The sequence below is a fragment of the Ignavibacteriales bacterium genome (assembly GCA_015709675.1).
In the GTDB taxonomy this organism is placed as follows: Bacteria; Bacteroidota; Ignavibacteria; order Ignavibacteriales; family Ignavibacteriaceae; genus H2-BAC3.
This window is the reverse complement of the sequence record CP054182.1, coordinates 2,178,906-2,200,735: the sequence shown is the minus strand read 5'-3', so window position 1 is coordinate 2,200,735 and position 21,830 is coordinate 2,178,906. Positions and strand designations below refer to the sequence as shown.

The following is a 21,830-nucleotide window of genomic DNA, read 5'->3' as shown; positions in this document are numbered from 1 at the left end:
CCCTGTATCAATTTTTACCTGATTTTTGAGCATTCCGGTCTCAGGCAGGATGTCCGGCCAGGGAGCCGCTCTCCCTTCAGGATTTGCTCACATCTATCGGAATAGTCGGTACGGATATCGCATCTGTAAACTCACCGTCCTCGATAATCACCGCACTCAGTTTATTCATGGCATAGACACCGGTGTCAATATAAAGCCCCCTGGTCTGCTCGTGATAGACAACCTCCAGACGGTGCGTATGCCCCACCACCTGAATTTTGCCGATATTAAACAGCTTTCCCCTGTTCCAGAGCATTCCGTCTGTTTCACTGAGCCGGTCGAAAAAATACTTTTCTATCTTATTGATGTCATATTCCCTGCTCAGCCCAAGTTCCTTACCTGCTTTTAGGGAAATACCTGCATGAGAGATCAGACAGTCAGGGGAGTCATAAAACAGAGGAAGCTGCCCGATATAGGCAATGTGGGCATCCAGCATCTCTGTGTGCTTCATATAAGACTGCAGCGTTGCTGAGTTGCCGTTAATATCCCACAACTGCGAAACCGGATGGGCCGGATCAGAAAAGTAATAGTAATACATGCAGTCATGATTCCCCAGAACACATTTTATTTTCTGGTCAATCACAAACTGCACCGTTTCCGCTGAATAATACCCCCTGTCCACCAGATCCCCGACACAGTATATATCAATGCGGGGATATTTCGTAACTATCGTATTATACAGTTCAATCAGTGTATGATAACAGCCGTGGACGTCCCCGATTATCGCTTTCATCTGAGCGTCCGGTTTCAGATATACTTATGCTGTTTTGCGTACGCTGCCAGTTCATCCCGGAATTCAGGATGCGCAATAGAAATCAGCGCTTTTACTCTCTCACTGATGGATTTACCGAAAAGATCAACCTCGCCATATTCAGTAACCACATGATGAACATCCGCACGGGAGGTAACCACGCCGGCCCCCGGTTTAAGTGACGGCACTATGCGCGAGATTTTTCCGTCCTTGGTGGTTGAAGGGAGTGCAATAATCGGTCTTCCTCCTTCAGAACGAGCGGCACCGCGGATAAAATCAACCTGACCGCCGAATCCGCTGAAAAGCTTCGTCCCGATGGAATCAGAACAAACCTGCCCCGTAATATCAACTTCAATTGCTGAATTTATCGCGACCATTTTTGTGTTCTGTGCAATCACGAAAGGATCGTTCACATATTCCTGGCGGTGGAACTCGATGAGCGGATTATTATCAATAAAATCATAGAGGCGCCTTGTGCCCAGGACAAATCCCGCGATTATTTTACCGGGATGGATTTTCTTTCTGCTGTTATTAAGGATGCCCTTTTCAACAAGCTCAATAATACCGTCAGAGAACATTTCCGAGTGAATGCCAAGATCCTTCTTGGTGGTAAGGAACTGCAGCACTGAGTCAGGTATAACGCCTATTCCCATTTGCAGTGTCGAACCGTCTTCAATCAGGTTCGCTATATACTCTCCTATCTTCGAGTATATATTCTGCTGCTCTTCGGTCAGGTCGCGCTCTCCCTGAGGCAGTTCTGCAATCGGATCATCACACTCAACAATATATGTAATCTTGCTGATGTGAATAAAACTATCGCCAAGGGTTCTCGGCATATTCGGATTTACCTGCGCGATCACCATGGATGATTTTTCAGCCGATGTTTTGGTGATGCCCACTTCCACTCCATAACTGCAGAAGCCGTGTTCATCCGGAGGCGACACCTGAATCAGGGCGATATCCGGTTTAATGATACCCCGCGCAAAAAGAAGAGGATATTCAAAAAGAAATATCGGCGCGTAGTCTGCATCCCCTTCAGCAACCGCTTTGCGCACTTCTGCTCCCATGAAATAGGATTTATGCCTGAAGTGCCCTTCCATATCCTTGTGCAGATACGGAAGTTTCCCAACACTGAGCACATGAATCATCTCAACATCAAAGAGTTCATCTTTTCTGAGCATCAGCGCGTCAATCAGGCGCATGGGAACCGCGCAGTTTGAGTGTACCGCTATTTTATCACCCGATTTAACGACTGACATTGCCTCTTCGGCACTTACTAATTTACTTTTATAACTTGCCTGATAATTCGAGGCATAATTGGTTTTTTGCATATGTTCTTTTGTCTGTACCATCGTGTTACTCTCAGTTATGCGAGAACAGGTGAATCCTTCTGTACTCAAGATTAAATATATCCGCTACAATTTCGTTTGAACAGTAGCCGTTATAGGTGCACGCACCAGCTATCAGCCCCGGATCATCCATCAGTGAGTGGTTGAGCCCCTTCTCCGCGATGGAATGTATATACGGCATGGAAGCATTGGTCAGACCGTAGCTTGCCGTCCTTGCAACCATCGCCGGCATATTAGGCACGCAGTAATGGGTCACATCATGCAGCAGGTAGGTCGGGTTGGAAAGCGTGGTCGGGCGGGAGGTTTCTATTACTCCCCCCTGATCTATTGCCACATCAACAATAACCGCACCTTTTTTCATCTGCTTCACCATCTCTTCAGTTACCAGATGCGGAGTTTTCTCCCCTTTTTTAAGAACAGCACCCACCAGAACATCAGCGAATTTGACCCCCCGGCTTATGGTGTAGGGGTTAGCTACCACGGTGGTAATCTTCTTATCAAATGTTGTATCAATATTTTTAAGCCGTTCAATATCAGTATCAAGTACGATCACCGATGCACCTCTGCCAAGTGCTGATTTAGCAGCATTTGTGCCTACTACACCGGCACCCAGTATTACAACCGCAGCCGGGGCAACACCGGTAATTCCCCCGATAAGTATTCCCCTGCCGTTCGGATTAGTACTCTCAAGCAGATTTTCAGCTACCTGAATGGCAAGTTTTCCGGCAATTTCACTCATTGAGTAAAGCACCGGAAGGCCGGCTTTGTTTTCCACAAGTTCATAGCCGATAGCAGTAATTTTTTTCTCGAGGAAGGTGTTAATAATTTTTTTCTCCCCCACGGCAAGATGCAGAAATGAAAACAGCACCTGATTTTCCTTCATCAGCTCAGCTTCTTTTTCGGTGACCCGGTGTATTTTCACAACCATGTCCGAACGCTGATATACTTCCTCAGGTCCGTAGACAAGCACTGCCCCAAGATTGGTATAGTCATCATCACTGAAATGGCTTCCGTCCCCGGCGCCTTTCTCAATAAAAACCTGATGTCCTGAGCGGATTAATGAATCTACACCGGCCGGTGCAAGTGAAACACGCTTCTCTTCAAATCTGATTTCCTTTGGAATACCAATTTTCATCTGCTGAACCTGTTAAATTGTCAAACGGTAAAGTTACAAAATAAAGGAGATACAAATTGAGTGCCAATCCTCCTGATGTGACGGCGGCAACGTAAATATGCTGTATTTGGGGATTAAAAGCGGTTTTTTAGAGCAGGAATGGGAAATCTGAAGGTCAGAATTTTCTCAAAAGTGACCAATTTTCAAATCTGAACTTGTAATATATCATGATGGAATAAGAGAGGATATAAAGCGGAAGACCTATCCACGCCCCCTCAAGACCATACCCTGAGGCAATCCCCAGATAATAAGCTGAGGGGACAAAAATAAAAAGATTGGAAAATGCTTCAGCATACATTACATAGGATGACCTTCCAATTGCCTGAAGTCCGTTTGCAAGCACGAGCCCTGTTGCATAAAAAATCTGAGCCGCCCCGGCTATCTGCAATGCGGGAATTGCAGTCCTTATGATAGCTTCATCCTCAGTTATGATATAAAGAATCCATTCAGGAAAAAAATAAAAGATCGCACTCAGAAAAAGGGTATAATAAGTAGCAATTTTGGCAGCCTCAAACCCGTAAAGCCGCGCGAGCTCATTTTTCCCCAGCCCGATATGGTTCCCCACCAGGGTCTGCACCGCAATGCCAAACCCATAGCAGGGCATAAATGAGAGAAACAAAGCGCTGATAACTGCCTGTGTGGCTGCCTGCTCAATTGTGCCGATGAGCCCCGTGATTGAGATAAAAATAAGAAAACCAAGCAGAATAAACATATTCTGCAGTGAAACGGGCAGTGAAAGTGAAAGCAGCAGCCGTAAAGTCTCTCGGTCGAGTTTAAAGTGAAAAGTCAGATGAAATTTCTTTCTGATATCGGTTCCGTAACTTACAATCAGATAAAAAATCGCATCACATAAGGTAGCCAGTGATGACCCCAGTCCGGCGCCGGCAACTCCCATTTCAGGGAAACCAAAATTCCCAAAAATGAAAAGATAGTTAAAAAGGATATTCAGCAGATTTACAATAACCGCCGAAATCATGAAGATTTTAGTTTTTCCCACCCCGAAATAAAACCCTCTGAAAGCAACAGTAATCAGGAAAAAGGGCAGCCCGAGAAACCGGTAAAAGATGAATTCAGATGTGTATTCCCCTACGATATAGTCCTTCGCGAAAAACTGTCCGATGTCATCGGAAAAAAGCATTATCAGAAGAGTCAGTATGGTACCCGCTATCACTCCGGCAGTAATTGAGTGCATCAGCACATCATTCATCGCCTGCGGATCCCGCTCACCATGGCGGCGTGCTATCAGTATGTGAGTTCCTGTTGCAAGACTTGAAAAGAAACTGACAATTGCCCAGGTTGCCAGCACACCGATTCCCATAGCCGCAAGCGTATATTCCGGATCAGGAAGCCGCCCGACCATGGCAGCATCAACCAGAGAAACCAGTATCTGCGTAGAGAGCCCTGCTATGGCAGGCCAGGCGATTCTGAGTATCTCCTTATAATAATTCCCGACCGGGAGTATGTACAAAAGTTTTTCCTTTCTTAAAGGGACAAGATAATAAAATCCTGAGATTTATCGTCCCCTCTGCCCCGGGTGTTGTTTTATTGGTATTCTGCTTCCTTCCCGTATATATACAAACGTAACAGCGGTAAAAAGCCGTATATATAGCCCGCCGAACCCCGGGGAGTCCCGGACGGCGGATTCTCGTCACCGCCTGACTTCCTTTATAAAATGAGCATATTATTTCTTTACTTTGCTTAAATAATCATCTAAATTTGAGCTGTCGAAAATGAGGTGTTTGCCATGTCGAAGAGTTCAGGAGTAACAGGAGGTTCAGATTCCCCTGCCCGGCCGGCTAATAAGCCGGAAACTTCAAACTGGGTTGGAGATATTATGGGAGGTTCAGCATCCATGCTGGTCGCACTCCCCTCCGCAATTGCATTTGGTCTTATAATTTTCGCCTCGCTTGGCAAGGAGTTTTCCGGCCAGGCAGCCCTTGGGGGCATCATCGGTACGATAATGCTCGGGCTCATTTCACCCCTTACCGGCGGCACTAAAAAACTGGTGACTGCCCCCTGCGCCCCAGCCGCTGCGGTTCTCTCGGTCTTTGTCGCCGAGATGCTTGCATCCGGTTCGGTGCCAAAAGAAGTTATTCCCGCCTATGTAACCCTTGTAGCCTTGCTTTCAGCAGGATTCCAGATTCTTGTCGGGTATCTTGGCGGAGGTAAGATTATTAAGTATATACCGTACCCCGTGGTGGCCGGTTACCTGAGCGGTGTGGGTGTTCTTATCTTTTCAGCACAACTGCCCAAAATGCTTGGTATTACCGAAAAGATCACCTTCTGGGCAGCTCTGGTGAGTTTTGAGCTCTGGCAGTGGCAGTCAATAGTCATCGGAAGCGTAACCATCATCATGATGGTGGCAGCTCCTAAAATAACAACTAAAGTTCCTGCCTCCATTATTGCCCTCACATCGGGAGTGGCTGCGTATTTTGCACTTGCCTTCTTTGATAATGCATTGTTCTCTCTTGAGGGAAATAAATTTATCATTGGTGCAATTTCTGCTTCAATTACCGATTTAACCGGTACTGTAACTACCAATTTTGCCCACTTCTTATCCATTGATTTTTCTCAGATCTCGCATCTGATTATCCCCTTTCTAACGCTCTCAATTCTTATGTCCATTGACACGCTTAAAACCTGCGTTGTGCTTGATGCTCTGACCTATTCAAGGCATAATTCGAATAAAGAGCTTATTGGACAGGGCCTTGGTAATCTTGGCTCTGCGCTTGTCTGCGGAATTCCCGGTGCCGGAACTATGGGTGCCACACTGGTAAATCTGAACAGTGGTGCCAGAACACAGTACTCAGGAATGTTTGTCGGAGTTACAGCTCTGCTGGTGCTGTTGTTATTTGGTAATCTGGTTGCCTGGATTCCGACATCAGCTTTGGCCGGTATTCTCATCGTTGTCGGCATCAGAATGATTGACAAAAAAAGCTTCTCCTTACTGAAGTCAAAACTTACCATTATTGATTTTCTGGTTATTCTCGCAGTGATTGTCGCAGCTGTCGGCACCAGTCTTATCACCGCTGCAGGTGTGGGTATTGCTTTTGCAATCATACTCTTCCTCCGCGAACAGATCAGAAGCTCTGTTATCCGCAGAAAGATGACCGGCGATAAAAAGTTTTCCAAGAAAATCCGCCTTCAGGAGGAGATGGACGTCCTTTCCGAACACGGAAACAAGACCCTTATTATTGAACTTCAGGGACAGCTTTTCTTCGGAACCACCGATCAGCTTCTTAATGAGCTTGAGTCTTCAATCAGCCGCAATAAATTTTTGATTCTGGATATGAAACGCGTGGTCTCAATTGATTTCACTGCGGTTAATATGCTCAAACAGATCCTCGCCCGGTTAAAGAACAACGGAGGCACCCTGATATTCGCCTCTGTTCCCCTAAGTCTCCCCACCGGTCAGAACATCAGAGACTATCTCAGAGATCTCGGGCTCGCGGAGGCGGATAATCTGAAATTTTTTGACTCTCAGGATGATGCACTTGAATTCACCGAAGATGCCCTGCTGAAGGAATATTACACCGAAGCAGACACTGAATCCCGGTCACTCTCAATTGATGAAATTGAGCTTTTCTATGATTTTCCTCCCCATGCGCTTAAAACCATTGAGTCCGTAATGAAACGAAAGAGCTTTGCGGACCATGAAAAAATCTTCGCAACGGGGGATAAAAGTGATGAGATTTTCTTTATTGCCAGAGGTGCCGTTAAGATTGCCATCCCGCTTTCAGGTGGTACTTACCATACTCTGGTTTCCTTTGCCCAGGGTAATTTCTTTGGTGATATGTCCTTCCTGGATGAAGGGGTGCGCTCCGCTGATGCATTTGCGGATGGCGCGGTTGATCTCTACATTCTGTCCCGCTCCGATTTCGATAGCATATCTAAGTCGGACTCCGCTGTTGCCGGGCTGTTTTTTGAGCGGCTCGCTCTTACAATAGCCAACCGCCTGAGGCACAGCAATGTTGAGGTAAAAGCCCTGCAAGAGGGATAACTGACGATCAAAACACCTTAAGCTTTAACGCCGGAGGATTTCCGGCGTTTTTTTTGATAAAAACATCAAATTTCTTCTTAATTGAGCTTTCTGCGGGGAAAAATATACCGATTTTACACCTGACGGCTCCTGCTGATTGGCCTCTGATGTGTCCCCTTTTTCTTGCTTATTTAGCGTTTTTTTTCTATTCTTATGATTCATTTTAAACAATTATTCACTTTCCGGAGGCACACTCATGAAGAATTTGTTTTACATCTTCTTATTCTCTCTCCTCTTCACTTCAGTGAACTACTCACAGACTTTTGACGGCGACTGGAACTGCGCTTATGCAACCTGGGATGACCAGCCGAATTCGACAGGTCATAACACGCCGGCTGTTGCAGTGGTTAAACCGAACACCTTTGTTGCCCTTGTTAACCGCAGAGCTGCGGTCGGCAATTATCTTGTAGGCTATACCAATGCAACCGACTCCACCGGCCGCATGGGATACTATGCCTATGGAAGCTCCGGTATCGGTACTTATCAGATGCCATGGGTAAGCGGCTTTGACCTCGTGCTCATGACTGAAGCACAGGATCTGGCTGCTTCACGTGACTCAATGATCTATGTTGCTAACAATGATCCCGAAAGAAACATCCTTGTTTTTAAGATGGGTGCTGATTCAATTTACTCAGCTGACTACCGTCTTGCAACCAATGCTGATTCAATCTGGGGCATTGATGTTGATGACTTCGGCAGAGTATATGTTACTGTTATCAGACCGGGGCAGCCGGGTCAGGTTCGCGTTTATGCCGGCATTAATGACAATGCTGAGTGGGGCGGAGGCCATGCAGGCACAGCTCTTCAGACGATCACCGTTCCTGATACAGGAAATCTCTACGGCGTTACCGCAACCGGTGACGGTTCTGTAATATATATTTCAAACTATACACTCCGCAAGGTATACTGCTACACCGGAAGCCCTGCTACCGGATATACACAGCTCACTTCATTCCAGGCAACTCTTAATGATACTCTTACTTCCTCAGGCGGAGTATTTGTTAATTCAGGCCCAATTGGCATGAATATCATGAGAGGCAAAAATATCCTCGCTGTGGCTACATCGGTTATCTTTACAACCGGTGCAGGTTACGAACTCTCAAGAACCTACCTGCTGAATCCCAATACCGGCGCGGTTCTTGATACCGTTGACCATGCAGCATGGAACTTTATGATGACCGGCAGTTTTTCTAACCGCGGTAATGGCGGTCTGCAGCCGCAGGTTTCAGGTTATGCTTCAAACTATGCCGCCGACTGGGATGATGACGGAGGTTTATATACCGTTTCTCATTACGGTTGGACCGTTGATAAATGGGCATTCACCGGAACACTGCCTACTATTCCTCTTACGATCGTAAGTGTGGAAAAATCAGAAAATATTTCACCTGACGGATTCTCTCTCTCACAGAATTTCCCGAATCCGTTTAACCCGGCTACTACCATTGAATTCTCACTTGCTCAGGACGAAATGGTTAACCTGTCAGTATATGACATTAACGGACAGCTTGTAACGGAGCTTATTTCTTCTTCCATGGAAAAAGGAACCTATAAATACACTTTTGATGCGTCAAAACTCGCGTCAGGCACCTATATATATACTTTGAAGGCAGGCGCTCTTACTGCTTCAAAGAAGATGACTTTACTTAAATAATAAACGGAGACAGTTCGATGAAAAGGACCTTTTTAGCGGCAGTTACGGCTATAACACTGCTGTTCACATTTTTTATCCAGACCGAAACAAAGGCGGATGTGTTTGCCCATAACATACGGGTAACACAGCCGGGAAGCAATGATCCCTTTGACGGCAGGTTTGACGATGGCACCGGTGCGGCAATCCGCTTCACTCTGGCAGACCGCGCAGACTCACTCTGGATAAATATATACAACGGGGCTACCCTCGTCAGAACCATTACCGCAACCGGATTCAACTATGTTGATTCAGCCGGCGTTCGCGATACTTTTGTGGTATGGGATGGCAATAATAATTCAGGCAGCTCAGTTCCTACAGGCAATTACACTTTCGAAGTGAAGACCTGGAACTCGGGTTATGCTACTTATAAAACAATCCACTATTCAACCCCTGCAATCTTTACCCGCGGTGTAACAACGGTAAAAAATAAAGCTCTCAAAAATTTCGGTTTTATTTTTACTGCTGATAACGGCGGATATGCAACCGGTGTTGCACGCCACGCTGCAAACGGCGAACAGTGGGGCAATGCTCAGGGTACCGCTCTTCTCACCACAACCGGCGTACCTGTCGGTCCGGGAGAAGTCCGCCACTCATCCGAAGCTGATGAAGACGGATATATTTATCTGCTGAGTACCTCTCAGAGAAAAATCTTCCGTTACCACACGGACACACTGAATGTTGTTGAGATTGACTCAGGATATACTGCTGCAATCCGTGGTCTTCAGGTAGTTGGTACCGGTGCCGGCAAACAGATTATCGTTGTTGCTGACACGGTTGTTTACCGTCTTAACATCGGAAACAATTATACCTTCTACGGACAAAAAGAAGTGCTGATATCAACCCAGGGTGCAGGAATCGGTATGTATGATGCAGTTGCCGGCCGTGATCCAAACAACTCACTCTACGTAACGTTTGTGGGTATTCCAAACGGCTCAACTAAACCCGGATTAGCACGATTCCATTTAGGCAGTTCATTCACAGGAACCAAAACCTTTGCTGATACCGTATGGACAGTCCGCAATGATACCGGTCTTGTTACTACTGCCGCAATTTATTATGGTGCTACCTCGAATGATGACATCATTTATTTTACCAGATCAAGAATTGCCTCAGGCAACGCTTTTGTCCAGGGTATCTTCGCTGTTAAGGATATATATAACAGCGCCGCTCCCGTGGCAGAACTGGCATTCCAGGATTATCAGAACAACATTACCTCTATCCGCGCGGATGTTGCAGTTGACGCAGCAGGTAATATCGTTTTCTTTGAGAATTCAAACGAAGAAGTTATCGTAATTTCACGTCCGGGCAGCGGTAATACCTTTACCACTCCCGCGCTTAATCCGATCAAAGTTATCTTTGCTGAAACTATCGCGGCAGTGCGTATTGACGCAAACGGTGATTTTGTACCGGATCGTCTGAATGAAGTGGTTACCGTAATCGGTGTTGTTAACTCAGTCAATTTCACAGCATCCTCCAACAGATTTCAGTACGGCATTCAGGATGCAACCGCAGGCATCATTATCACTAAAGGAAGTGAAACCGGCGGCGGACCAGTATATAATATCGGTGACAGACTCCTGGTAACAGGTACTGTTGGTCATTTTAATGGTGTAACCCAGCTTAATCTGACTAATCTCGGCACTGATATTGAACTGCTTGATATCAATAATCCTCTCACACCGGTTGAATTGAATCTCACCGAGTTCATAGCCGATGCTGAAAAATATGAAAGCATGCTCGTTAAAGTAAACGGAGTCACCACGACCCCTGAAAATACCGTTAACTGGCCTGCTTCAAATGCTGATGCAAACATCAACATCTGGAACGGATATACAAGAGCAATCCTTAGAATTGACCGTGATACTGATTGCGACGGACAGCCCGCTCCTACCTACCCGATTAATGTTGTTGGACTTGCAACACAGTTCTTCACCGGCACACCTGCTAACGGCGGTTATCAGATATCACCGAATGCTTATGCAGGCATTACACAGGGTGTAGCAACAAATCCGCATCCATATTTCTTCCTTAATGCTCCGGGTGATGATGCAACCATTCTCGTAACGGATTCCGCGCAGAGTTTTACTGCTAACTGGACAAAGACCATTGATGTAGATGGTGATGCAGTTCAGTATCAGTTCCAGCTGCTTAAAACTCCTGTTTTCGGATCAAACCCGCTGAATGACAGTTTATTCACCTTTACCGGAACACAGGCATTAGGATGGCTCGGTACCGCTGACACACTGAACACCAAGTGGACCGTTCGTGCACGCGGCGGAAACAGCATCACCTTTATTCCCAGCCAGGATACATTCAACATCAGAATCATCAGAGCGATTCCGGTTGGAGTGAAGGATGCAATCCCGACACAGTTCTATGTAGATCAGAACTATCCGAATCCGTTTAACCCGAGCACCACCATTAAGTTCGGATTACCAACTGCTGAAGTAGTTGATCTCCGTATATACAACATGCTCGGTCAGGAAGTTGCAGTACTTGCAAACAACAGATACTACGAAGCTGGCAGCCACAGTGCTGTTTTTGATGCAACCAGACTTGCAAGCGGTACCTATATCTACCGTTTACAGGCAGGAAAGAGCGTAGTAACCAAGAAGATGCAGTTACTGAAGTAACCTCCCCATAAAAATCTGTTAAACAGAATAACCCCTGCCGGGTCAGACCGGCGGGGGTTTTTTATTTCAAGATGAATTCGTAAATTTGTGTATGGAAAAATGGGGCTATAGCTCAGTTGGGAGAGCGCTTGAATGGCATTCAAGAGGCCAGCGGTTCGAACCCGCTTAGCTCCACTCATAAACCCTTGTAAATCAATGACTTACGAGGGTTTGCTTTTTTAAAGGGTACCCCGAAAGTGCCATTGGGAACAAAATTGGGAACAACTTTGCACGCGAGTTGCAGAAAAATGCTCAAAAGTCCACCCGGACTTTAAGTAAGAATCTGTGATAAATAATTTTTAAACAAATTTTCCGAGAAAAACGCTTATGGGAAATGAAAAACGCTTACAATAACGCTATTTTGTGAAAAACAATTACAGCAGACTGTTAACAAAGGCAAAGCGTCAGGCGGAAATTCCAAGAGCCGTTATTTATAGAGTTTTTAGTGCGGTCCATCTTTATCTGAAGAAAAACTATCCCATCCACTGTCAGTCCCATCCCACTGCCTGCCAACAGTATGTTCTGTCAGATCGTCAGTAAAATCCCCCATGTAAAGACCATATTTCTCCTGATAGAGCAGGTCTATTAATTTGTTGACTTTTTTAAGAAGAGCTGTATCGCTGAGGAGAGCAATTTGCTCTTTGAGCGCCCTGTATTCTTCTTCGGGAATTTGTATCATCTGCATAGATCAAATATACTAAATAAGGATGAAGTATGAAGTAAAGAAACCTCATCCCAAGCACTTCCCCCTCGGCTCAGCCCCTCGACTTCCCCCTCGACTTCCCCTCGGCTACGCTCGGGGACCGGGTTGGCTCCGCTCGGGGACCCGGTGTACCGTCCTGAAATAGGTTGACACCAAAATAATCACAGAAAGGACAAAACATGGAAAAAAGAGCTATCTTTTACAGCGAGTACTTCAAGAAAAAGCTGATTAACCCGAATCGTGAAAAGCAGTTTAAATTTGAGGCTGATAATCAGCAAGGTGTTGAATAAGATATCAATCCAACCTCGTTTTTTCTGCGGAACAGCTAGTTTTATAGTTCTGTTTTGACTCAATTCTTTAATGGAATGCATTAAAGTCAGAGTTTTGCTATCCTGCGGGCTTTCCTGTCACCCAGGGCAACAAGACGAATGATGACAAAAATATCATTGAAGAGTAAGGCAAAACGGAAAGTGGCTTCTGTTGCATAAAAATCTTCTGATGAGAATCCCGTAATAGTAAAATCATATTTCAACTCCTTGATTCTTTTCTCAGCATCAGATAGACTGCAATACAGATTCCACACCTGCGACGCTGGCAGATCCAAACTTGTAAACACTACGCTAAAACGGCAGGTTTTTATTGATCCTTTTATTCGAAAAAATGATGGAAGCTAATACACTGAAGCATTGAGATATAAGTCAATATCCTTTCTGACTGCAATGCACCATTGTGCATAAGTCCAGGTTCCGGCTTTTTACTCAAATTCTGTTACCCTAAGACCCTTACTTTAGGGTATCCATTGTCTGTTGGCCAGCCGTATTTTCTTCAGGAAGGCATAAAATCTGGCTGCGATGATATGGAGACGCCCATTTGATTCATAGTATTCCAGGCATTGCCCCCCAAAAAAAACCACTGTCTGCTCTGAGTAGACTAACTTTAGTTTTCCCCATAATGACAAATGTCTCCTTCAGATAATCAATCACATTATTGCATAAATATTTGTTGCCGGAACGTAACCATTCATTATTAATAGATTTTGCCTCTATAATAAAAGTATTCAACGTATTCTCAAATGGACGACCTCGTATTCTTGGATAATATCCTTTTGTACTTCCTTACAGTGTGTCATATCATTACGGAATGGTACTGACCTACATCAGTGTTATCTTTGGTAAAGATATCTACCAAGTATTTATTTCTGTTGTGAGAGAATTATTTCATTATTCTACTTCATACTGAATATGCAAAAAATCGGTAGAGGTAATCTCCTAATCTACTTCCATTCATCCAGAAATTACTCACATGACGTTTTCATATGAAAAACCGTATGTTGAACAGTTGCTGTAAAGTCTGATATTCTATCTAAATCTTAGAACCACACTCACTGGAGAAAATCCCGGGTCTGATTCTGATTGTATAAGAATTGTTTCTTAATGATCAAAGGTAATCTCCTGCCTGCAATCAGTTCATATATGAAGAGCAATCCTTACCATTGGCCGCCTGATTTTGAACTGCATGCTACAGTAAAAAGTGCATTTTTTGAATAGTAGTACTCTTTCGAAAAACTACTTAAATTTATGATATTTCCGGGTTTAAAAAATCCCATCAGATTTCCCGGGTTTAAATACGCTTTTTATTACGGTTCCCTCTCGTAAAACTTGTCAAGAGATTTATGGACTGATCACGAAAAATCAAATTCACCGATTCAATTTCTTAATCCTCAGTGCATAGGCGAGCAGTGTTATCATTACAATTCCTGCGTATATATAAAGCTTTGGATACTCCGCAGGGGCAATAAGTTTATCCGGTTTTTTGTTGAATTCAGAAGGAGCAATGGGAAATCCGTATTGCAATGCAAGCTCGCGGATGTTCAGCAGATGGATAACCGGCAGCCCTTCCTCAGACGCTCTGAAGAGAAGCCCCCGCAAAGGATCTTTGCAGCTCTGTAACTGTCTGTGAAAACCAGGCCTGACCTGCAATATATGACTGCAGTTCCCAAGAGCCGAATGGCTTCCCCCGATATTAATATACATCTTGCTTCCGGATTTTCTGATCAGGTCAAGCTTTGCGGATAATACTGCATTCAGATCCTCAGGGATATATAATCTAAAACCATGCCGCTCAGCGAGACGAAAAAATATTGAAGTATCCGCAAACGGAATACCCTCTCCCCTTTCGTCATCTCCGCCCGAAGTCATAATGGATGATTTGTATAAAAGTCCGCACTCTTCAGTAAGATGTTTTTCAATTGCCGGCCATGGGAACAATGTATCATTCGCACCATACATCGATGCTCCGATTGAACTCATCACCGAAACTCGTGCACCCGATACCTGTAATGCAGCAAGAGCAGATATCGCAAGAGCTGGAAATGACCCTGATATCTGCAGTGTAATAGCGGATGATGAATCAATTTCTGCCTCTTTTAGCCACTTATATATCAGAGCAGCAAAGCATGGGTTAAGTGAAGTTATCTTTGCATCCAACGTTCCCGTCGTCGTTGTTATCTCTGAATACTCAGGTCCGATCAGACCGCCAAATTCCTGATAAACAGGATAGGTGTCTCTGCCTCGCACCGCACGGGCGAGGCTATCAGCAGAAGTAAGCCACCTTCTGCTTAAAACTTCTGCTCTGAGCATTCCCTCCGAATATTCATCAGCCTCTCCCTTTTCTGCCGAAAATAATACTATCAGGTACACTGTCAGCGAAGCTGCAAAGAGAAATGAGAGACGAAGGATAGTGTCTTTTTTCACCTGATGATCAGGATTACCAATGCAGTGAATAATGTGACGATTCCCAGGGCAAGCAGTGTCGGAACCGGTTTCTGCCGGGACATTTCGCTTGCTATCAACCCGGGAATGATATATCCGATTGACATCAGGCCCGTCTGCAGTTCGAATCCCGGCATGATCACCTGCTCTGACAACATCTTCAGCAGGAATCCTGTCAGAAGCGCAAGGAAAAATTTTCTCTTCCCATAGAGAATCAGGTGCTTTGAAAGAACTTCTATCAGCATCCAAACTATGAGTGCAATCAGAACAGTTGTACCCAGCCGGAGAGGTTCACTTATAAAAAGAGCAAGATAGCCCGGGCTTACAATACCGCCGGGCGATACATCAAACAATTCGTAGCAGATAAAACCTGCAACCAGTCCTATCAACAGGGCTTCCGTTATCAAACTGATTCCTTCTGCAATATGATTTTTTCCAGAGCTTCCCTGAGTAAAAAGCCTGTTCCATGAATATTACCAGTCATAAAAAGCAGTTCTCCTTTTTTCAAAGAATGCAGGAACACAGACGCTCCGGCACTATCAGAAATATCTGGCAAAGAATTTCCAGGTATCTCGGATTTCAAGTTCCTTAGGTATCTCAGTGCAAAGGGGATGTGATCTCCGGAAAGATAAATATGGTGTATATTTTTTCTTTTGACAGCCCAGTCCAGAAACTGTTTAGTCCTGAGCGGGCGGTCATTTCTCGTATTAATAAGCAATGACACCGCTCCGGATTCTGCTGGGAAGGAAAGCGCCTGCTCCAATACTATATCTGCCGTATCAGTATCGTTGATGCTCAGACCATCTATTACCCAGGAAAATTCTCCATCTCTGTTAGCCCCCTGAACGAGTACCGGCTGCGGAATAAATGATTCAATCTCTTCCGGGTTAAAGGATTTTCCGGAGGCCAGTTCAGCTGTCCTGCATGCAAGCAGAGCATTAGAAGTATAACTTCCTGCTGCCGGTGAGATACAGAGGATGGTGTTATCGTCAGGTTTTCTGGTTTTCTTTATCTCAGTATATACAAATTCATCTGCGGTAATAATGCAGGGGACCTCGGGCAGCGCTTTAATAAACCTATGCATTTGTTCCTCACGTGTACCCCCAAGTGCCTCACGGTGATCGTCACGAATATTTGTAATGACAAGATGGGTGGGGTTCAGCCAGGTAATTTCAGTTTTGAGTAAATCCGGATGGACAGCCATAGTCTCAAAAACCACCGCATCATATCCCTTAAACGATGCTTTTATCAATAAACGGAATTGTTCCTGAATTCTGACGCCCCTTCTTCTTATCAGAAACTTTTTCCCATATTCATCAATAAGTGCCGGTTTAACACCCGTTATTTTACCCTGAACTTTCCTGAGAGAACGCAGTAAGAGAGCAGTCAATTCTGTTACAGTAGATTTTCCGCGTGTACCCGTCACCAGGATTCTGACAGGTACTTTCCTGTAAGCTCGTTTCAGAAGCAGCTGTTCTGTAATAAAATAACACAGGGACACTATAAGTGTCCCTGCGGTGTATAAAAATAGAAGATTTATTTCCATAGCTGCGGAAATATACGCAGGTTTTACAAACCTATCGCATTGCCTCCGCGTCTCGGATCAGCAGAGCCGGTAGCTACTCCTGTTACCGGATCAATGGTAATAAGGGATGCTCCTCCGAAGAAGAGATCATAATCACCATAGATTCTGAGTTTGTGTCCTTTCTGCTTAAGTCCTTCTTTAACTTCTTCAGTGAACCGTTTTTCCATCCTGAGAAAATCATCATTTTTCTGCAGGAATAATCTTGGAGCATCATTTGCTGCTTCTGCATCCATTTTGAAATCAATTACGTTAGAAACGAGCTGAACCACTGTCGTGATAATTCTTCCGGCTCCGGGCGATCCTGCAATCAGGAAGGGTTTATTATCCTTCAGAACAATCAGCGGAGAGATGGAACTGCGCGGCTGTTTCCCCGGCTCAACACTGTTAAGTTTCATGGTCTCTGAGTAATTTGACATTGAGGAATTATACAGAACACCCGCAGTTGTAAAAAATGAACCAAAGAATGTCCCAAGAGTCTGCGTCAGTGAAACCATGTTGCCTTCCCTGTCTATAACAGAGAGATGAGTTGTATGACCGTCATACTCGGTATCTAAATCCTTGCTGGTTGAATCAGTTTCCTTTTTTGTGTTCTTTTTATTGTCTTTCTTCTGATTTCCTTTTTTCTTTTTTCCCCATGAATCAAACTGATCATCTCCCCATCCGTCACGCTGAGAAGTACCCTCGTCATCAGGATCATCGGTAAATACTTTGCCGTCATTTGTTACAGGCGGGATATCGTTGTTTGTCGTTTTGCTGCCGGTATTGTAGGGAACAGGGTTCCCCTCCTTTGTTTTTCTATATTCCGGAGGATTGGATGCATTCATATCAATATCCAGGTAGCGGGTACGGGCATAGTCCTTTGATATTAAGCCCAGAAGGGGTGTGAATGAATACCGAGGATCAGCCATGTAGGCAGTGCGGTCTGCATACACTCTCCTGAATATTTCAGCAAGAAAGTGAGCGGATTCTGTTGAAACGCTGTAATGTCCAAGCGAAGCCAGATTACGGAATTCCAGCATATTCAGAGACTGGATGATGGAAGCCCCGGACTGCGGAAGGCCTGCCGCATATATATCATAGCCCCGGTACGTTCCTTTTACCGCCGGCTCAACCCTGGCATCATAGCGTTCCAGATCTTCCATAGTAAGCATTCCCCCTGCTTCCCTGATCTCACGCACCATGGTTTCTGCTATCTCGCCCTTATAAAATCCATCACGGCCTTTCTCACTGATTTTTCTCAGGGTATATCCAAGATCCTTCTGTACCAGCAGTTCCCCTTCCATTCTGGGGAATCCTTCGCTGGTATATATTGCCGCCGTGGATGAATATCTGCTAAGGTCCTCAGTGTTATCCAGAATGAGAGAACCGAGCGTTGCGTCAATTTCAAACCCTTCTTCAGCATAACGGACAGCCGGAGCGAGAATTTCACTCAGCGGCAGTGATCCGTACAGTTCATGTGCTTTAGTAAGTCCTGCAACCGTACCGGGGACAAGAATAGCCTTTGCTGATTTCCGGTCTTCAACAAAGTTATAATTCAGCTGATCTATACTCCAGGACGCGCTCTGGTAATAATTAATAAATATCACCTTATTCTCTTTTGCAAGCCGGATAACCATACCGCCTCCGCCTCCAATACCAGAGCCGTCAGGTTCAACCACACCAATTGCGAATGCAGCGGCAACTGCAGCATCAATGGCGTTTCCCCCTTTTTGCAGCATTTCCACCCCGGCTGCCGTAGCAAGAGGATGGGCAGTTGCAACCACACCCTGGCTGCTTTTATTGGATACGCCTGTATCTTCAGCCGAAGACCATCCCCCTGCCAGGAAGGGCATGGAAAAGACAAGCAGAAGAAGGAATGTTCGTATATACTTATACTGATAAAATTTCAGTTGTTTCATGACGGTACCGCTTCCCGGTTAAATCATTAATTAAAAAGTTTATTCAGTTCGTCTGATATTTCCGCAATTTTTTCAACCACCTTTACCGGAATCTTTTTGCCGGAACCGATATTGGTAAAGAACTTATCTTCATCCCCCTGTTTCACAACGATGATGTATTTGGAAACATCGGCGACCATTTTGTTAAATTCATCAGAATTCCCTTTTCTGCGGGCCGTTCCGCCGATGTGTATGCAGATTACAGGAATATTTTTCTGCTTTGCTGCCTGAATCAGTTCCTTTACCCGTGCAGTCTCCTGATCAATGCTGATACCTGCGGCTCCGAGTCCCTTGGAGCTAAAGCCGGGAACCAAAATCAGAGTCTCAATACCCGTAAGGTCTGAAGGTTTGGCAAGCAGGACTTCAGAAGTGCTGAGTTTAAGCTTTTTCAGTACCATGCCGACCAGTTTGGTATCAGCACTCTGGCCTGCTGAAGAAACCAGAATTTTTGTCTTAAATTTCTGATCCTGTGCCTGAAGAACTGCTGTGCCTGCAAGAAGAATCGCGGTTATCAAAAATATATACTTTTTCATTTTTTTCCTTTATGTATGTTATCTTAAAAATGCACCGGCACCCTGTGCCTCAAGTTCTGCATAGGAGGGAATTCCGGAAACAAGTATCATGCTGCCGGGATGCGCTTCATTATATGCATTAATAATCGCTTTAAATCCTTCGGTGTGGCGGGCAACCCTTCGCCAGAGCGGTTCACCGTTTATATCATATTCAATCCGGAGTTTACCGCTTTCCTTTGCTGACTTATAAAATTCACTTACCCCCTTCACGACCAGATCCGCATCAGTCTTTCCCCGCAGGCGCCCCTGAATGGGATTGCATGTTTCCATCAGAAAGGGATTTGCATCCGAATAATCTCCCCACTCACGATGAGTAAGCCCGCGAAAATTTTCCGGAGAACGTTCGGGTGAATAACTGAGGCCTTCAAACTCCAGAGCAAGGACTGCATTCAGTGTCATCTCTTCACACTTTTCGTGATAAACAATCGCGTTAATAATCGGAATTTCAGGAGCTGCCTCATGGAGGTCAATCGCAACCGATACCTGTTCTTTTTTTATCAACTGAAGAATACCAAACGCAATCTCTTCAGTAAAGGTTCCGCCTTCCCTGCCCGGAAAAGTACGGTTCAGATTTCTGGCTTCAAAACCGCTGAGTTTCTGACCGGATGGATATTGTATATACACCAGGGGATCAGGCCACTGGTGGAGCGGATTGGAAAGCCGGGAGCCGATACGGAATTCCCGTTCTCCGGAATTAGTCTGAAGGGTATATTTGCCGGGAAACCCTTCCATTGGATCGTTATGAGAAAAGGCGCTGATATTTGAACGGGGTATCAGTATTACTCTGCCTGCCTCTGCTTTCAGGTTTTCAAGTATTACCGCTGCGGCAATGTATCCTGCGGGTTCATTGGGGTGGGTTCCCCCCGCAAGAAACAGAGTAGCTCCGGGAACTCCGGAATCAAAAATATATACTTCTGTATCCGCTGCATCCGGAATTCCCGGATGATAGTAACTCAGCATTCTCTTTGATGTAAGGTATTCTGAGGGATATAGGGGCTCTTTTTCCTGCTGGCGGTAAAACTCCAGAGAACTATATCCGGCTACTGCTGCGGCGGCTGCAAGAAAGATTAATGCCCGTATTTTATGCTTATCCATCATGTTATTTTACCTGAAGAATCCTGAGGATGAAAGGAATGAGCACCATTACGTATCCGATCTGCTTTTTCCAGTCTTTTTCATCAAACAGTTCTCTTATGGCAGCATAGCTGATTGCCGCGAGAATAACTATATATATCCAGTATAACATGCAATAAATCTCTTAAAGTCCTAAAAATGATCCTATTTCAGCCGCGAAAATAATCATCAGAATTGCAGCAGCAAGTCCGAGGATAATGAGCGGAATGCTTTTACGAAGTATCGAGAAATGATTTTTCTCGCCAACCATCTGTCCTGCATACGCGCAGAGAAGAGAGGGGGGAGGCATCAGATCACCAAGAGCAGCCAGAAGAGCCAGAGCGGCGGTAACCACAATCGAATTCTTGCCGATAAATACATATACCAGGGGAACTCCGATCACCGATGCCGAAGCATAAGCAGAACCGAAGAATGGCATAATCAATGCAATCAGATATTTAATCTCTTCCGGAAGCTGCAGTGCGCTCACCGCAACCATTCCGCGGACTCCCGTTAGAGTCAGCACCTGAAGAAACATTCCTACTCCGACTAGAATAGACATCACCGGCATTGCGTCTCTCAGGGCTGAACGGGATATTTCAAGAAACTTAAATTTCCTTCCTGACCCGACTGCTGTAATGGTGCCGATAATGAAAACCAGCGGAACACCAATGTGAGGAATAACCACCGGGAAAAGTATCTCAGCAGTCATATATCCAATTACCAGAATAATCGGTACAAACAACCGGAATCCGTATTCTGAGTAAACCGGTTTTTCAAGCCGTTCAAGCACTTCCTCCACATTAAAATCCTTCAGATGGCGGTAGCGGAAATATACGGCATAGATAACAGCAAGGGGCATAGTAGCAATAAGCAATGGCCCGGTAAAACCGATATAGGGCATATCAACACCACCTCCGATAATCATGACCGGAATACTTATAGGGGGTGCAACTTCGCCAAGCACTGCCCCCATGGCTACCATCGAGCCGGCAGTTCTTTTGTCCATTCCCATTGCCAATAGCGCCGGAAGCACCAGAGCTCCGGTGGTAAGAATACATGCCGAAGAAAGTCCGGTGAGCATGCCCGGGAACATAATAAATAACATGATAACAATCATCAGAACAACAGGATAGCGGTATAAGTACCGTATCATACCGTAGCTGATTGTCGGCAGCACCCCTGTGGCACTCAGGGCTTTCATATAAATCATTGCGGTAGCAATGATCATTATTGCCTCAAGGAATCCGAATGAACCTTCAATCAGATGGCGCAGCGGAATACCCTCTCCTGCCAACAGAGTGCCGGTGACTGAGGCAAGCATCAGTGAAACGCCCGCGGGGAGCTTAAAAAGAAGCACTCCAAAAGCAAAAACGAGAAGAACAGCGATCAGTATATATACTTCCATGCTGCTTAGATTCTCTTCTGTTTAATA

The 21,830-nt window shown here is 45.1% G+C and carries 17 protein-coding genes and 1 tRNA gene; 4 read left to right on the top strand and 14 right to left on the bottom strand.

The window, feature by feature from the left end:
• Nucleotides 1-76 precede the first annotated feature (76 nt).
• The 4 genes from HRU80_08205 to HRU80_08190 all read right to left on the bottom strand — a co-directional run bounded on the left by HRU80_08205 (nucleotide 77) and on the right by HRU80_08190 (nucleotide 4,781).
• Nucleotides 77-772 carry a serine/threonine protein phosphatase gene (locus tag HRU80_08205; GenBank protein ID QOJ28866.1) on the bottom strand — a complete coding sequence of 232 codons (696 nt, stop codon included), beginning with the start codon at nucleotides 770-772 and terminating at the stop codon, nucleotides 77-79.
• A 14-nt stretch (nucleotides 773-786) separates the two neighbouring features.
• Nucleotides 787-2,121, bottom strand: coding sequence for an acetyl-CoA hydrolase/transferase family protein (locus HRU80_08200; GenBank protein QOJ30491.1), 1,335 nt, complete (start codon nucleotides 2,119-2,121; stop codon nucleotides 787-789).
• Between the two features lie 31 nt (nucleotides 2,122-2,152).
• Complete coding sequence (gene ald, locus HRU80_08195) at nucleotides 2,153-3,274, bottom strand: alanine dehydrogenase (protein ID QOJ28865.1); 1,122 nt, start codon at nucleotides 3,272-3,274, stop codon at nucleotides 2,153-2,155.
• A gap of 154 nt (nucleotides 3,275-3,428) precedes the next feature.
• A complete protein-coding gene (locus HRU80_08190) occupies nucleotides 3,429-4,781 on the bottom strand; it encodes an MATE family efflux transporter (protein QOJ28864.1) in 1,353 nt (450 codons plus the stop codon).
• Between the two features lie 276 nt (nucleotides 4,782-5,057).
• Here HRU80_08190 and HRU80_08185 point away from each other — a divergent pair, with 276 nt between their 5' ends.
• The 4 genes from HRU80_08185 (at nucleotide 5,058) to HRU80_08170 (ending at nucleotide 11,849) form a co-directional block, all read left to right on the top strand.
• The gene (locus HRU80_08185; protein QOJ28863.1) at nucleotides 5,058-7,313 is read left to right on the top strand and encodes an SLC26A/SulP transporter family protein; all 2,256 of its coding nucleotides are present in this window, start codon (nucleotides 5,058-5,060) and stop codon (nucleotides 7,311-7,313) included.
• A gap of 235 nt (nucleotides 7,314-7,548) precedes the next feature.
• Nucleotides 7,549-9,003 (top strand): T9SS type A sorting domain-containing protein, encoded by a 1,455-nt coding sequence (locus tag HRU80_08180; protein QOJ28862.1) that lies wholly within the window; start codon nucleotides 7,549-7,551, stop codon nucleotides 9,001-9,003.
• Between the two features lie 17 nt (nucleotides 9,004-9,020).
• Entirely contained in the window at nucleotides 9,021-11,675 is a 2,655-nt protein-coding gene (locus HRU80_08175; protein ID QOJ28861.1) for a T9SS type A sorting domain-containing protein, read from the top strand.
• Nucleotides 11,676-11,776: 101 nt separating this feature from the next.
• Nucleotides 11,777-11,849: transfer RNA gene (locus tag HRU80_08170), tRNA-Ala, on the top strand.
• Between the two features lie 307 nt (nucleotides 11,850-12,156).
• Here the strand turns inward: HRU80_08170 and HRU80_08165 are convergent.
• The 10 genes from HRU80_08165 to HRU80_08120 all read right to left on the bottom strand — a co-directional run bounded on the left by HRU80_08165 (nucleotide 12,157) and on the right by HRU80_08120 (nucleotide 21,803).
• Nucleotides 12,157-12,393, bottom strand: coding sequence for a hypothetical protein (locus HRU80_08165; GenBank protein QOJ28860.1), 237 nt, complete (start codon nucleotides 12,391-12,393; stop codon nucleotides 12,157-12,159).
• 400 nt (nucleotides 12,394-12,793) lie between these two features.
• On the bottom strand, nucleotides 12,794-12,949 hold the full coding sequence (locus HRU80_08160) for a hypothetical protein (GenBank protein QOJ28859.1): 156 nt from the start codon (nucleotides 12,947-12,949) through the stop codon (nucleotides 12,794-12,796).
• A 1,165-nt stretch (nucleotides 12,950-14,114) separates the two neighbouring features.
• A complete protein-coding gene (pgsW, locus tag HRU80_08155) occupies nucleotides 14,115-15,170 on the bottom strand; it encodes a poly-gamma-glutamate system protein (protein ID QOJ28858.1) in 1,056 nt (351 codons plus the stop codon).
• Complete coding sequence (gene pgsC / locus HRU80_08150) at nucleotides 15,167-15,595, bottom strand: poly-gamma-glutamate biosynthesis protein PgsC (protein QOJ28857.1); 429 nt, start codon at nucleotides 15,593-15,595, stop codon at nucleotides 15,167-15,169. The genes pgsW and pgsC overlap by 4 nt, the downstream gene beginning before the upstream one ends.
• Nucleotides 15,592-16,578 carry a hypothetical protein gene (locus tag HRU80_08145; protein QOJ28856.1) on the bottom strand — a complete coding sequence of 329 codons (987 nt, stop codon included), beginning with the start codon at nucleotides 16,576-16,578 and terminating at the stop codon, nucleotides 15,592-15,594. The genes pgsC and HRU80_08145 overlap by 4 nt, the downstream gene beginning before the upstream one ends.
• Before the next feature lie 179 nt (nucleotides 16,579-16,757).
• A complete protein-coding gene (locus tag HRU80_08140; GenBank protein ID QOJ28855.1) occupies nucleotides 16,758-18,671 on the bottom strand; it encodes a gamma-glutamyltransferase family protein in 1,914 nt (637 codons plus the stop codon).
• A gap of 26 nt (nucleotides 18,672-18,697) precedes the next feature.
• A complete protein-coding gene (locus HRU80_08135) occupies nucleotides 18,698-19,243 on the bottom strand; it encodes a hypothetical protein (GenBank protein QOJ28854.1) in 546 nt (181 codons plus the stop codon).
• A gap of 18 nt (nucleotides 19,244-19,261) precedes the next feature.
• A complete protein-coding gene (locus tag HRU80_08130) occupies nucleotides 19,262-20,380 on the bottom strand; it encodes a succinylglutamate desuccinylase/aspartoacylase family protein (protein QOJ28853.1) in 1,119 nt (372 codons plus the stop codon).
• Between the two features lies 1 nt (nucleotide 20,381).
• Nucleotides 20,382-20,528 (bottom strand): hypothetical protein, encoded by a 147-nt coding sequence (locus tag HRU80_08125; protein ID QOJ28852.1) that lies wholly within the window; start codon nucleotides 20,526-20,528, stop codon nucleotides 20,382-20,384.
• 12 nt (nucleotides 20,529-20,540) lie between these two features.
• Nucleotides 20,541-21,803, bottom strand: a complete 1,263-nt coding sequence (locus HRU80_08120) for a TRAP transporter large permease subunit (protein QOJ28851.1) — start codon at nucleotides 21,801-21,803, stop codon at nucleotides 20,541-20,543.
• Nucleotides 21,804-21,830 lie beyond the last annotated feature (27 nt).